The following is a 13713-nucleotide window of genomic DNA, read 5'->3' on the forward strand; positions in this document are numbered from 1 at the left end:
ATTTTAATGCGGAACCGGGGACTTGAACCCCGAAGGCATTACTGCCACTAGAACCTGAATCTAGCGCGTCTACCAATTCCGCCAGTTCCGCAGGTTTGTTTAATTTTGTCACCGATTTACTATTTTTGCGTAAGTAATCTGATTTGTCAACAGGGGGGAATGGGATTTTTGGCAGCCTGGTTGTAGGGGTGGGTTTTACCAACCAATCTGTGGAACCAGGACTTACGCCAAGTTTCTATATGTAGGGTGCTCTCTTCGAGCAGAGTCAGGCACCATATAGCATATTTAGTGTAGTTGCGTAAGTCCTGTATCTCGTTAAAGAAGCCCCTAACTCCGAACCACCAGTAAGGGCGGGTTTTACCAACCAATTTGTGGAAGCAGGAAATATCTCCAGGACTTACGCAGCAACTCTAGATATGGGGGAGATGGTGCGTTACACTGCGTTAACGCACCCTACGTATAGAGACGTTGCGTAAGTCCCGATCTCGTTAAAGAAGCCCCTAACTCCGAACCACCAGTAAGGGCGGGTTTTACCAACCATTGAGTGGAACTTGGCTAATTTATGCCGTGCAATGGGGGCGCAAACACGAAATATCTCGTTAAACAGGGAGGGTGCAGATCCAGCCTAGCCATTAGCCATTAGCCATTAGCCATTAGCCATTAGCCAAGACCTTTTTGAGCAAAACACTAGACAACTGACATCTTTCGGGTAGAATCTAAACCAAATTTCCAGAAATCTGAAATTGTCCCTTGATTGTGGAGGGTAAGACAATTACTTTCTCACTTAACCTAACCGAAACTCACGCTTTGCCAGAAGAAGACCAATCCGTTTTGCAAATTTGGGGGCGGTCTTCGCTGCAAGGTCACGTCCAAATCAGTGGGGCGAAAAACTCTGCCCTCGCGCTCATGGCAGGTGCCTTACTCTGCCCGGATGATTGTCGCCTTCGTAACGTTCCCTCACTGGTGGACGTGCATCGTCTGGCTCTAATTCTGGCAGCCTTGGGCGTGAAGGTAGAGCGACACGGTGATATTTTAGACATCAATGCTCGTGACATCGGACAATCCCAAGCGCCTTACGAGCTAGTCAGCCAGCTGCGCGCTAGTTTCTTTGTAATTGGGCCGCTATTGGCAAGACTTGGGGTAGCCAGAATTCCCCTACCGGGGGGTTGTGCCATCGGTGCCAGACCCGTGGATCTCCACGTGCGGGGTCTGCAAGCGATGGGGGCAGATGTGCAAATCGATCGCGGGATGGTGAATGCCTACATCCCCGGTAGCAATCGCCGGTTGAAAGGTGCCAATATATACCTGGATTACCCCAGCGTTGGGGCGACGGAAACGTTGATGATGGCGGCAACGCTAGCAGACGGAGAAACCACGATCGAAAACGCGGCACAAGAGCCAGAAGTTGTAGATTTGGCTAATTTATGCCGTGCAATGGGGGCGCGCATTCGCGGCGCAGGAACTAATACCATCATTATCGATGGCGTTAAGAGCCTGCATTCTACCGACTACAGCGTCATACCAGACCGGATTGAGTCGGGAACTTTTTTAGTCGCAGGAGCAATTACGCGCTCGGAAATCATTTTATCGTCAGTGGTGCCGGATCATATAACGGCAGCGATCGCAAAACTGCGAGCCATCGGCGCTAAAATTATCGTCGAAGCACCAGATTGCCTGCGCATCCAGGGGGCAAACGCTCACGTGCCAACGGATATCGAAACTTTACCCTATCCCGGTTTCCCCACGGACCTGCAAGCACCATTCATGTCGCTGCTATGCCTGTGCGAAGGCAATAGCATCATTACCGAAACCGTGTTCGAGAACCGCTTGCGCCACGTCGCCGAGTTGAACCGCATGGGGGCAGATATCCGCGTCAAAGGTAACAACGCCGTCATCCGAGGCGTGCCTTTCCTATCCGGCGCCCCCGTCATGGCAACTGACCTCCGCGCCGGTGCGGCGTTGGTGTTGGCAGGATTGGCGGCGGAAGGCAAAACGACTCTCCAAGGATTGCGGTATATCGACCGGGGTTATGAAAGCCTGGAATTGAAACTGCAAAAACTGGGAGCAAAAATTAAGCGCGTTCCAGCTGAGGTAGAAACTGAAGCCGATGCGCCTCTGGTGGCTCAAACTGATAAAGTTGGCTAAACGCTAACTTAAATCGGCAGTTGGATCGCCCCTCCCCGACACGGGGAGGGGCTTTGAAATGAACCGCGAAGAAGGGTAGGACGCAAAGAAGAAGAAAAAGAGAATTCCGCAGGTTTTCGCCAAAGAAACCGGGTTTCTTTTCTCGTCGTGCGTAAGTCCTGGATCTATGCAGAAACCCGGTTTCTCAGCTGATGAACTAAGATCTCTAGAAGCAACTGGCTGCGATTCTCCGCGTCGCAACCAACCAAGTTCAAGCACCCAGATCTGAAAAACGATACATGTATTTCCCTAAGACGCCGCTGATCGGTTTAAAAGCAGACCAATTTCGCCATCCTCTGGATTTAGAGGCAACTCAGGCGATTAAGCAATTATCTGGCCTTGATGTGATGGTACGCAATTTGTTGGGGCCAGTGGCAGAACAGTTTTTCTATCTGGAAAATATTGCGGCAAGCGTGTTGGTGGGAGAAAAACAACTGCCCCAGTTACACAAGCTGCTGCTGGAAGCTTGTCAAATTTTGGATTTGGAACCGCCCCAACTCTACGTGCGCCAACATCCGGTTCCCAATGCTTACACGTTTGCGATGCGGGGGAAACAGCCGTTTATCGTCATGCACACGTCTTTAATTGACTTGCTCGTGCCGGAGGAAATTCAAGCGGTGATTGCTCACGAGTTGGGACACCTCAAGTGCGAGCATGGGGTTTACTTGACGATCGCGAATTTAATTGTACTGGCAGCCGGACAACTTCCCAATTGGGGGGGAATCGTGGCGCAAGGGATGCGGGAACAAATGTTACGGTGGTTGCGCTGTGCTGAGTTTACCTGCGATCGCGCCGCGTTACTCGCTACCCAAAACCCCAAAGTCGTCAGTTCTGTCCTGATGAAGCTAGCAGGCGGTTCGCCGACTTTAGCCCCCCAATTGAACTTAGAAGCGTTTTTAGCCCAAGCCCGCGCCTACGACAATATCAGCAACAACGAATTGGGCGAAATGCTCAAGCAGGCGCAAACAAGCGCCCTGACTCACCCGGTGCCGGTACTGCGAGCCAGAGAAATCGATCGCTGGGCGAGCAGTAAAGAATATCAATTGTTGTTGCAAAACGGAGAAATGGTGTATAATGGTAAAGCTTCACCCAAGGGCGGGTGGCGAAACTGGTAGACGCAGTAGACTCAAAATCTACCTCCCGCGAGGGAATAAGAGTTCGATTCTCTTCCCGCCCATGTTTAAATATCAGGTGTGCGGTTGGGCAATTCAGCCTTTAGCTTCCCTGCTTAAACCGGCATTCTCTCTCACTTTTGTCTCAAACTCAGGTTATACAAAGTGCCCAGGACGACCCCCTCAGTTTACTTCCGAATAGTGTTTCGTCTTTAGCTTGGGTAGATAACCGCCGGAACATAAAGGATTGCATTTGCAGGGTGAGTGAAAGGGTTGGTTTTTCGTGGGATTGCCGTAAATTTGTGGGTTTAAGTCCCACCACCCCCATAACTACAGAAGGGTCGGTTTGTGAACCGACCCTTTTTTAATGGGTATGTCAATAGCTTTTGTCAAGTACATTAGGACTTAAACAAAGAAACCCGGTTTCTACGAAAAATCGTGGGTTTGGTAACCAGAGATCGACGGTCGAAACCGAGTTTCTGGCCTCGTGCTGCGTCAGTCCTGTACATTTAAAGAAAAACGGCAACCTACTTGGTTCGCTTAATCATATCTTTACAAATGGATTTTCAGCTGCTAATTTATCTGAAAGAAGCATTCGGAGGTTATCATCACAGCACGAATGGGCGACTCGGCGAACGAGGTCGCCAAATTCTAAATTGTCAAGGTTACGTGCATAGTTTTGCATTTAAAGCACTGACGCACGCGGCGTCAAAAACAAAGGTGATGCGTCAATCTCGCGACTTTCAACCCACGATTTTTCGGATCGCCAAAGTTTTTTTGCGTAAGTGCTGATTTAGCTGGCACGGCGTTTTGTCGCCAAAGCATCCTATATCTATAACCCGCTTGGGTGAGTAGTTTCACGCCTATTTGCAGCTAAAATAATTTAAAATCAAAAATAGCTAAATGCTCTCAAGTTGATTCAGGTTTACATCTAGGTTATAAACGCCTAATTACAGGAAAATGACGCAATCATTATTACTTGAAATTTTAGATAACGAGGAACCAAATGCTCCTCATACAAAGGATATGATTCAGCTTGAAAAAACTCAACATATTCAAAAAAACCAAAGTATTATTTACGAATATTTATTAGATAGCGTTAAGAGAAAACATCCTGATGAGGTGGTGCAAGAATTTAAAAATATATTTATTTATTCTGGAGGAATCCGTTACTCAAAAGCGCTGATTGCTATCTCTGAACTGATGTTGGGGAATGATGAATTAGAGTTTAGAAATACCCTGAAGCGATCTTGTTATATTCTGATCAATAACTGGTATGCTACCCGGCAATATCAAGGGATTCACGCTCTAATTAAAATCTTCATTGAATATAAGATTGGTGAAAAAACTGGCTCGCCAACCTTAGACCGTCTGCCAAAATGGATAGTTAATTTTATTAAGAGCAAAGACTATCAAGAACTTAATTTGTTTGTGGCAAAATACAATGTAAGCTCCCATTGGACAAATCGCTTCACTTCTTACCTATTAGTCCCTCAATATGTGGATTTGAATAATCCAGTAGAACAGCGGTCAGCTGCAAAAATCTTTTCGCAGCAATTGAAAGAGCAGTTTAAATTTGAACTAGCTATGTACACCGCTCGTTCTCAATCTGCTGTTGCTAATAACCACAGGATTAAAAATCCAACTGGATTGGGGGATGAAGTTTTGCCTCTGGTGAAAGCGATTGTACTCAGGCGTGGCGCATTTAGCTATACAAACCTAGCACATATTTTTGTTAAACAAAATCAAAATATAAACTATAAGGATTTTAAGAAAAACCTGATAAAATATTTGATATTTGATGTAGGAAATGAAAATTTTGCTAAGGCTTTAAGTAAAAATATGGCAGGTAAATTAGAAAGGATTTATGAAAATTATGATGAAGAAAGTTTGGATAATTCATTAATATACCGAACTTGTAATCGAGTCATAGAATATTTAATTAAAAATAATAAGAAAGAACCTTCTGAGCTATTCATTTTATTGCTGACCCAAGGACACGCACTAAATTTAGTGGTGGTTTTAGTAAAACTGGTACTAATTTGTAAGAACGTGCGGGCGCATTTAGAAGCTTGTCTGGCAGTCGCGATCCAATACTACGAAAAATATCCAGAAGACGAATGCGAATGGTTAATTAATTTTTTAGAAATTTTAAACGTAACATTGGCAATTTATACGGAAGATGTTGAATACAATTTAGTCCAGATGCCAAATACTAATGCTGCTGGGAATAATTCCTGCTTGGCTCTGGATAGATACCGAATTTTTTCCCAGTTAAAGGAAGATAAAAAAGCCGAAAATTATGAATATTGGTCAGAGAAAATCACTGGATCAAGTTGGTAGTTATCTCTCTGCTAGCGGCTAATGGCTAATGGCTCAATCAGGAAAAATGCTAGATTAGCAATTAGCAATTAGCAATTAGCAACTGGCGTTACTTTTTAATCAATTGTCTGGTGAAACCAACGTTCGTACAGCAAAGCCAGTGCAGCACCGGCAGCTTCAGCTAAAATACTGACCAAGCGGTTGAAGGCGACGACGCTGAGGATAAGACCATCAGAAAAGTATCGATCGAGGAGAGCGATCGCCGTCACTTCAAACACACCAATACCTCCCGGCGCGCCCGGTGTAATCAAACCCAACATCCAAGCCAAACTAAAATCCCCTAAAATCAAAATCATCTGGTTGAGATCCACAGGTTGGAGGGCGATCCAAGTAAACAAAAAACCAGCACTTCGCAGTCCGACAAAACCCAATTCTCCCAGTAAAGGTATGAGGGGATAATGTTCCATTTTGAAACCAGTACCATGAGGCGGGTTAGAATCTTGTGACTGAAGCTTCAAACGACCCATCAAAGCGATCGCTTTGTTCAAACTCCAGGGATGAACCGCCATCAGCACTGCGGGTAAACCGAGAAATTGCAACCATCTGTATTGCTGGGGTAACCCAATCCCGACAAACTGGATACAAATTAAAGCAATCAATAACGCCGATGCCGCCATTAGCAGCGGTTCCAACAACACGCTTAAAGTAGCAGCACCTCCCGAAGCACCAGCAGTTTTAACCGCTCTCACTCGTCCGTAAAAATGCCAAATATTACCAGGTAAATACTTAGCAAAATTGGTCATCAGGTAAACTCGGACACCCCAAGGTCCGCTCAAAGGTTGGTTTAATTCCCTGAGAATCCAACTCCAAACCCAACCAGACCAAACGTGAGCGAGTAAAGTGACCAACCAAGCGATCGCTAGATTTGTCCATCCAGCACTGGTAATCCGGATTGTAGCGACTTCCTGCCAGTTATCCTTAAAAGTTTTGACCAAAAAAAACAGCGTCCCGCCTATAATTACCCAGCGCAGGTAAGGCTTTAGAGATGAAATAATTTGCTTCATTTTGACAGGGATGTAAAAGTTTTACTACTGGCGTTGAGCCGCTCCTAAAACACAGGGGAAGAGAACGCCTGGTGCAGGTGTAAATCTCTCTGGGCGGGATGTCTATATCTCTAGTGATAGTCTAAGAAATTCTAAGTTTCTAGCCGCAGGATGATTGTAGTTTTACTGCCAATCAATAAGGTAATAAATAAGAGTTGTTTTGTTGACTCGCTCACTTGCCTACCCTCACACACCATAACAGTTGTAGCAAAGAATCTTCAGGGATTTTAAAACAGAAGGAGGAAACTTGACTGTGAAATTCTCTAAATTTGTTGGAGCTAGCCTTCTCGCCTTGAGTTTGAGCGTCCCCGCCGTTTTACCCGCATCTGCTCAAACGACGACCAATCCCAATACAGTAGACACCGACCGTCGCGCCGGGACCCAATATGGCACCGAAGACCGCGGCTTTGATTGGGGTTGGCTGGGATTGCTGGGTTTAATCGGTTTGGCTGGTTTAGCCAAGAAGCGCGAAGAACCCGCGCGTTACCGCGAACCCAATGAAGTGGGTACTCCCGGTCAGCGGTTCTAAAAACAGGACTTACCCACTTCGGAGGTCAGAAACCCGGTTTCTCTGGGTAAGTCCTGTAAAAAGTCAACCGCCAAGCTTGGGAATGCGCTGTGATTGCTGGCGGGCGAACGCGAGTGCGGAAGGGAGGCATATCGCATATCTAGCAAGAAGGCTTTAGGAGTTTTGCCTAGAGCCTTCTTTCGATTACTTAATAAATATTTCACCAGGTATTTTTGCGACTGGTTTTTTGTTTAAATACCTGTATTTTTTAGTTTTATTCCTTTAGCTAGTTGCGCTACCATTCTCTCTCTAAAGTTAGAAAAAAATTCTGGTTTGCCTTCACAATAATGCGACCTCAGCTAGAGGAATTAATCTTGATTTTTTTTCTATCCTTAACAAGCGTTGGATAAAAATATGGGAGGAAGCCATGAAACAGTTGACTGGGTTATTTAAAAAACTGCAACTGCGTAAAATATTGACTGTGTTTTTAGCAGGTGCGTTGCTATTTCTTAGCACCGCTTGTAACCCTGGTGATGCCAGAGGGGCGCGTCCGAACAACCCTCCAGTGCAAGCGGGTGGGGCAAACAACCCTTACAAAGGTGGTGGAGATGGTTACACCAATTTTAATTCATCTACCGACCCTCGCATTAACAACCAAACTGGTAAAGATCGGGCAGATTTACAGCTTAATTCCGAGCGGCTGATTGCCGATTCTCAGCATCAAGAGCTACTTTATCCAGGGGCTGAAGCACCGGCAGGTACGTTCGAGAATGGAAAAAAATTACCGATTAAAACTGCAAAAGACGCAGAAAAACCTCAACCGGGCGGGCTGATTCAGCGCCAGGAAAATTTAGGAGATCGCATCAGCGACCGGCTGGAAAAAGTTCAGGAAGCTTTCTCAGAAGCGTCTGAATTCTTAACAGATAAATCTGAAGAAATCCAAAAAGGAGGCGAACCTATAAACACTGTACCCAAAACGCATAAGTAATCGAGGTTTTGGCTGATTCTGTGAAATAGAAGGCAACAATCGGTTACTTAATTAAAGATGGATTTGCGCGCGAATGCGTTGGCAGTTAAACTCTAACAAAACTCAAAAAAGGGAGGAAATATTCCGATGAAACGAATCATTTATTTTTGGCAAAATCTGCGTATTTTCCGGATTGTTACGGTGTTTTTGGCAAGCAGTTTCTTATTTTTCGCGACTGCTTGTAGCCCCAGTAACTCAGTGCAAGCCAAAGCTCTAGATACCAAGGCATATCCCGAACAATACGTGCCTAAAAATGCCATCACTAATCCCCGCGAAGGTGGGATGAATCAATTTAGCGATGTCGATCCCAGAGCTGACAGAACGGGAGTTGAAGAGAAGGCAAGTTATCTGGAAAAGAAAGCTGAACAAAATCTCCAAAAGCGCGCTGACAACCCCGAACAATACTTTCGCAATTACCGTTCAGGCACGCCTCTTGGCGAAAGAATTGAAAACCTTGGTGAGGATATAGGCTCTTCTGTTAAAGAAGTAACCGAAGGAGTTACTAAGGGCACTCAGCGGGGACTTGAAAACATCAAAGAAAACACTCAAGATGCCGCTTATGGTGTGAAAAGTAGTGCCAAGCAAGCAGCATCTAACGTGAAGGAAAATGCTCAAGATGCAGCTTATAAAGCTCAGCAAGCTGCGGATGATGTTTCTAGCTATGCTAAAGACAAATCCCGCGAATTGGATCGCTTGGATTAATCCACTCGCTATTTAGCACCGAAAACTCAACTTGAATTTAGCCTCATTTTGGATTCAATAGCTTAGGTTCCCCCACCGATCTTACAGGTTCTGGTGGGGATTTTATGTATGATAAATTTCCTTTTTGCGATGGGACGCTAAACATTTCTACAGGACTTATGCAACATCTCTATATTTAGGGTGCGTTAACCGAGTGTAACGCACCATTTCCACCAGATATGGTATCGCTGCGTAAGTCCTGTTCTATCTGGGATTGGGTAGCAAAACAGGACTTAGTGTTGGTGGTGCGTTACGCAACGCTTACGCACCCTACATTTAGAATTCGGGAATATAGCCGGTAGAATTATCCCAAAAATCCAGCGGGATGGAAGCTACACCAGTTTCGAGGGGTAGATTGATACTATTTTTGAAATTGGCGGCAATACAGGGTACACCCCCAGGTGAGATCTCGTTTGCCAGTAGCTGTGGATATGTATTGGGTGCAATCTCATTTTCAGCAGTATTTTGCCCGCTCCCACCCGTTCGTAGTAGGTGCTTGAGCGCCGCCGCACAGGTCACTGGATCTAGATTAAAATCCTTCGCAGCAGCATCTGCCAAACTAGAACTATCAAAATCAGCATCGATAGTATTTCCAGTTAAGCTATCGACCATTGCCGCACTAGATTTTAAACCTTTTGCTGCTGTTGAATTTGCACCAGCAGACTGCACGATTGTCGAATTAGCTGTTGAAGTCAGGATTGTTTCTACCTGCGCCGGTGACAGATTGGGATTGGCACTTAAAATCAAAGCAGCGACACCCGCAACATAAGGTGAAGCCATCGACGTACCAGTGGCGAATTCATAATTATTACCCGTCCAGGTAGAGTAAATATTAACTCCAGGGGCAACTACATAATCTAACTCTGTAGTTCCAGCTTTGTTGCAAAACCCAGGCATCTGATTATTTCTATTGACTGCCCCAACAGCAATTCCATAATTGGTAGAATAGCGAGCTGGATATACAGGTTGGGATTTAGATTCGTTGCCTGCTGCCATCACAACGACAACGCCTTTTTCAGCAGCATATCTAATCGCGTTAGCTTCTTGAGCAGAAGTAAAATCCCCTCCCAGACTCAGGTTGATTACATCAGCACCGTTATCGACAGCATAACGAATTCCGGCAGCAATATCTGATTGAGACCCTCCCGATTCGCCTAACACTCTCACGGGCATAATTTTGGCATTAAAAGCGACTCCAGTTGTGCCAAAGCCATTATTTTCTGCTGCAATTATTCCCGCTACGTGAGTGCCGTGTCCTTGTTCATCCATCGGAGCGCTATCATCATTTACGAAATCCCAACCCCGGACATCATCAACAAAACCATTGCCGTCATCATCCAGGTTGTTTCCAGGAATTTCTTTTGGGTTAACCCAAATATTGTTATCCAAATCCCTATGGGTGTAGTCAACTCCCGTATCAATTACAGCGACTACAGTTCCCTGTCCCGTGTATCCCTGATGCCAAACTTCTGGCGCTTTAATTGCATCCAATCCCCAATTATTTCCTCCTAGAGCGGAGACTTCGGCAAAAGGACTTCTTCCAATGGCGGCAGCTACCGCCCCTGCGGCATCGACCAAACCATAGCCAAAGTTACTATTAAAAGGATGCTGGGATAAAGCAGGTTTTTCATTCAAACCAGAAGAGCTGAAATTCTGCCGTTCTTCTACCAAGCGAGAAGCAGCTTGACCTTGGTTTAAACCAAAACTCAAGGGTTGATTTATCAGGTGAATATTATTATTTTTTGCTAAATTAAGGTCAATAAAAGCAGAGGTTTTATCCAATTGATCGCTCCCGGATCTATCCAAAGATTGGGGATAATTCAATCTGGTTAAAACCCCCTTGCTATCGACTAATGGCGAGAAATTTTCTCCGGCGGCTAGACTGTAATTTCTCGATTGCTGTAATGCTTGCCAATCGCTAAAACCAGCCAAATCTAGACTATTGTCGTCATAAAAATCTGGGTAAAAGAGGTTTTCCAGAGCGATAGGTTGAGATGTGGAGGAGGAAATAGTTGACATAAGAAATCTCCTACATACTGGACAATCCAGTATGCCTTTTACTAGGGGTCTAATAACTCAAGTTGTTAGTTACATCCCTTGGCGCTGGTAATGGCGTTCCCAGGCGACCGCCTGGGAAACGAGGGTAATTGTCAAAAGTAGGGGCGGGTTTTACCAATCAATCTGTGGAAATCACCTTTGTTTCTGTGAAAAATTGTTGAGCAAGGAAAGAGATATAGGTCGAAACTTTGGTGATGGCCTCGTTAAACCCCCCTACTGCCAATGAATCCAATTACCAATTACCAATTACCAATTTGTTTGTACCAACTTTGTAAAGCTAGGCGATGAATTTCGCGCCAACTTTTTTGATGTTGCTTTGCCAATGCTGCACAATCTTCGTATTCGGGTTGGACGTTGGTTAGAGAACCTTGGTGATAAGCAACTTTGACGCGCACTTCGCCCAGAGGCGTTTGCACCTGATGAATTTCTCGTGGCAAAATAGTTCGTTGCTGAGTCGAGCGGCGAATTCCTAAAGTTGTTGTTTCCTGAAATAAAACTGCTTCGCACTTCGCTAGTTTTTCAGGATAACAAATAACTGTCAAGAGTATTCCTGCTCTTGACTTTTTCATCACGATAGGTTGGGAAAAAACATCTAATGCACCGGCATTAAATAAGGCGTCAAAGGTGTATGCGATCGCTTGCGGACTCAAGTCGTCAATTTGGGTTTCCAACACCGAAATGGTTTCTAAATTGGGAATTGGTAATTGGGAATTGGGAATTGGTAATTGGTCGTTGGTAGATTCCCCTAGCCATAATCGCAGGATGTTGGGAATGGGTAATTGTATGGTTCCTGCACCTTTGGCGACGCGCTGGATGGTCATGGGTGGTGGGGAACCAAAGGCGGTGGCTAGGGTGGTGGCGATTGCAACTCCGGTAGGGGTACACAATTCTTTCTCAATGCCGTTGCTGTAAACTGGTACGCCTCCCCTGATTTCCCACAATTTTAATACCGCTGGCACTGGCACCGGCATTACACCGTGGGCGGCTTTTACTGTCCCGCCACCTGTTGGCATTGCGGAACAATAAAGTTGTTCTATTCCCAACCAATCTAATCCCAAACAAGTACCGACGATATCTACAATTGCATCCGTCGCACCAACTTCGTGGAAATGAACTTTTTCTGGCGAAATTCCGTGTACTGCACCCTCGGCATCTGCCAGTTTACGAAATACTGCCAAACTCATCCCTTCCACCCGCGCTGGCAATTTGGCGCTGCTAATCATTTGCTCAATTTCTGGCAGATAGCGTCCGTGGACGTGGGCGTGTCCCTCGTGGTGGTGGTGATGGTGGTGATGGTCTAATAGTTCAACATGCACTTTTGTGGCTTGTTGACCATTATGTTTTACTTGTTCAGCTCGTAATTCATACTCGTGGGCGATGCCCAAACTGCTGAGCTTTTCTACTATGTAATCAATTGGAACACCAGCATCTACCAGCGCTCCCAAACACATATCACCGGCAATGCCGGTGGGACATTCGAGGTAGGCGAGTTTGTTCATAATAGAAAGCTGATTCAGCTATATTTAATCCGCTTACAGCAGAGTTCGCAGCAACGTTTCCATTCCAATTTTGCCACAGATCAAAGAAGTTTTTCTGTCTAACGATAGATTGCAAAATTTTTGTTTTTCCCCTTACAGACAACCACAACCACTTGTCGGTAATATCTGCTATGACAGTTACCCGTCGAGGTTCCAATGGCTACAATTTACAGGGTTCATCCGGATACACCCCAAGCTCGCAGTATAGAACAAATTAAGGAAGCCCTTCAGGAAGGAGCAGTGATGCTGTACCCTACCGATACGGTATATGCCATCGGTTGCGATCTCAAATCTAAATCCGCCGTACAACGGGTGAGGCGGATTAAACAGCTATCGAATGATAAGCCGCTGACGTTTTTGTGTCCGTCTTTATCCGATGTGGCAACCTACGCTTGGGTAACCGACTCTGCTTATCGGATGATGAAGCATTTAATACCTGGTCCGTACACGTTCCTGCTACCGGCAACCAAGTTAGTCCCCCAGCTAGTGATGAATCCCAAGCGCAAAACTACCGGGATTCGAGTGCCAGACCATCCGGTGTGTCAGGCGCTGTTGCAGGCGTTAGACAATCCGATTATTTCTACTTCAGCTCATTTAGTTAGCGAGGATGAAACAACCTCGGCAGATAACTGGGAAATCAACGGCTTTTACTCCAAGGAGGAACTGTTTGACAGTATGCACAAACTGGTGGATGTCATGGTGGACGATGGTTCGGAACCGGGTTTTGAAGTCTCAACGATTCTGGATTTAACGGGAGAAGATCCGGTGGTGGTACGTCAGGGACTGGGTTGGGAGGCTATGGCGGCTATGCAATTATAGGGAGGCTTGGGGGGTTAGACTCACCCATCAAGCGAGAAAAGGTAACTACCCGTTCTCAAATTTAAAATCCGTATCACAAAACGTTTTTGAACCAGTTGTTCGATTGTCCACTCCCAGGCGGGGTGAATGGGAGGACGGTTGTGGTGCGAAGTCACCGTCTCTAAATGCCCAAAACTCCCACCCATATTGGGGTTGAGCCTGCTTGCATCCCCAGCACCTCTGCCAGGGGGAGCCATAGTATTTTTTACCTAAATTTGCCAGCTTATAACAGTGCCACATCGCCTTACCCGTGGCTATTGAT

General features: G+C 45.6%; 12 protein-coding genes and 2 tRNA genes. 9 read left to right on the forward strand and 5 right to left on the reverse strand.

Features of this window, described 5'->3' with window-relative positions; genetic code table 11:
- Nucleotides 1–7 precede the first annotated feature (7 nt).
- Nucleotides 8–91, reverse strand: a tRNA-Leu gene (locus ACE1CM_RS00505).
- A gap of 665 nt (nt 92–756) precedes the next feature.
- Between ACE1CM_RS00505 and murA the strand changes: the two genes are divergently transcribed.
- The 5 genes from murA to ACE1CM_RS00530 all read left to right on the forward strand — a co-directional run bounded on the left by murA (nt 757) and on the right by ACE1CM_RS00530 (nt 5639).
- Complete coding sequence (murA, locus tag ACE1CM_RS00510; protein ID WP_374875512.1) at nt 757–2145, forward strand: UDP-N-acetylglucosamine 1-carboxyvinyltransferase; 1389 nt, start codon at nt 757–759, stop codon at nt 2143–2145.
- Nucleotides 2146–2423: 278 nt separating this feature from the next.
- Nucleotides 2424–3299, forward strand: a complete 876-nt coding sequence (locus ACE1CM_RS00515; RefSeq protein ID WP_374875450.1) for a M48 family metallopeptidase — start codon at nt 2424–2426, stop codon at nt 3297–3299.
- Nucleotides 3278–3361: transfer RNA gene (locus ACE1CM_RS00520), tRNA-Leu, on the forward strand. Before ACE1CM_RS00515 ends, ACE1CM_RS00520 begins: the two co-directional genes overlap by 22 nt.
- Before the next feature lie 493 nt (nt 3362–3854).
- On the forward strand, nt 3855–4088 hold the full coding sequence (locus ACE1CM_RS00525; protein WP_374875451.1) for a hypothetical protein: 234 nt from the start codon (nt 3855–3857) through the stop codon (nt 4086–4088).
- Between the two features lie 168 nt (nt 4089–4256).
- The gene (locus ACE1CM_RS00530; protein ID WP_374875452.1) at nt 4257–5639 is read left to right on the forward strand and encodes a hypothetical protein; all 1383 of its coding nucleotides are present in this window, start codon (nt 4257–4259) and stop codon (nt 5637–5639) included.
- Nucleotides 5640–5734: 95 nt separating this feature from the next.
- Here ACE1CM_RS00530 and ACE1CM_RS00535 read toward each other — a convergent pair whose 3' ends face one another.
- Nucleotides 5735–6682: a UPF0104 family protein gene (locus ACE1CM_RS00535; RefSeq protein ID WP_374875453.1), complete on the reverse strand. Its 948-nt coding sequence runs from the start codon at nt 6680–6682 to the stop codon at nt 5735–5737.
- Between the two features lie 292 nt (nt 6683–6974).
- Between ACE1CM_RS00535 and ACE1CM_RS00540 the strand changes: the two genes are divergently transcribed.
- The 3 genes from ACE1CM_RS00540 (at nt 6975) to ACE1CM_RS00550 (ending at nt 8958) form a co-directional block, all read left to right on the forward strand.
- Nucleotides 6975–7250: a WGxxGxxG family protein gene (locus ACE1CM_RS00540; protein ID WP_374875454.1), complete on the forward strand. Its 276-nt coding sequence runs from the start codon at nt 6975–6977 to the stop codon at nt 7248–7250.
- A gap of 406 nt (nt 7251–7656) precedes the next feature.
- Nucleotides 7657–8217, forward strand: coding sequence for a DUF6658 family protein (locus ACE1CM_RS00545; RefSeq protein WP_374875455.1), 561 nt, complete (start codon nt 7657–7659; stop codon nt 8215–8217).
- A 126-nt stretch (nt 8218–8343) separates the two neighbouring features.
- The gene (locus tag ACE1CM_RS00550; RefSeq protein ID WP_374875456.1) at nt 8344–8958 is read left to right on the forward strand and encodes a DUF6658 family protein; all 615 of its coding nucleotides are present in this window, start codon (nt 8344–8346) and stop codon (nt 8956–8958) included.
- A 315-nt stretch (nt 8959–9273) separates the two neighbouring features.
- Here the strand turns inward: ACE1CM_RS00550 and ACE1CM_RS00555 are convergent, their stop codons facing one another.
- The gene (locus tag ACE1CM_RS00555; protein ID WP_374875457.1) at nt 9274–11016 is read right to left on the reverse strand and encodes a S8 family peptidase; all 1743 of its coding nucleotides are present in this window, start codon (nt 11014–11016) and stop codon (nt 9274–9276) included.
- A gap of 278 nt (nt 11017–11294) precedes the next feature.
- A complete protein-coding gene (gene larC, locus ACE1CM_RS00560) occupies nt 11295–12554 on the reverse strand; it encodes a nickel pincer cofactor biosynthesis protein LarC (RefSeq protein ID WP_374875458.1) in 1260 nt (419 codons plus the stop codon).
- Between the two features lie 195 nt (nt 12555–12749).
- Here larC and ACE1CM_RS00565 point away from each other — a divergent pair, with 195 nt between their 5' ends.
- Nucleotides 12750–13412: an L-threonylcarbamoyladenylate synthase gene (locus tag ACE1CM_RS00565; protein WP_374875459.1), complete on the forward strand. Its 663-nt coding sequence runs from the start codon at nt 12750–12752 to the stop codon at nt 13410–13412.
- A 20-nt stretch (nt 13413–13432) separates the two neighbouring features.
- On the opposite strand, the gene ACE1CM_RS00570 is transcribed toward ACE1CM_RS00565, so the two are convergent.
- A complete protein-coding gene (locus tag ACE1CM_RS00570; RefSeq protein WP_374875460.1) occupies nt 13433–13648 on the reverse strand; it encodes a hypothetical protein in 216 nt (71 codons plus the stop codon).
- Nucleotides 13649–13713: the final 65 nt, after the last annotated feature.

It is taken from the genome of Microseira sp. BLCC-F43, assembly GCF_041929235.1.
GTDB lineage: Bacteria > Cyanobacteriota > Cyanobacteriia > Cyanobacteriales > Aerosakkonemataceae > Microseira.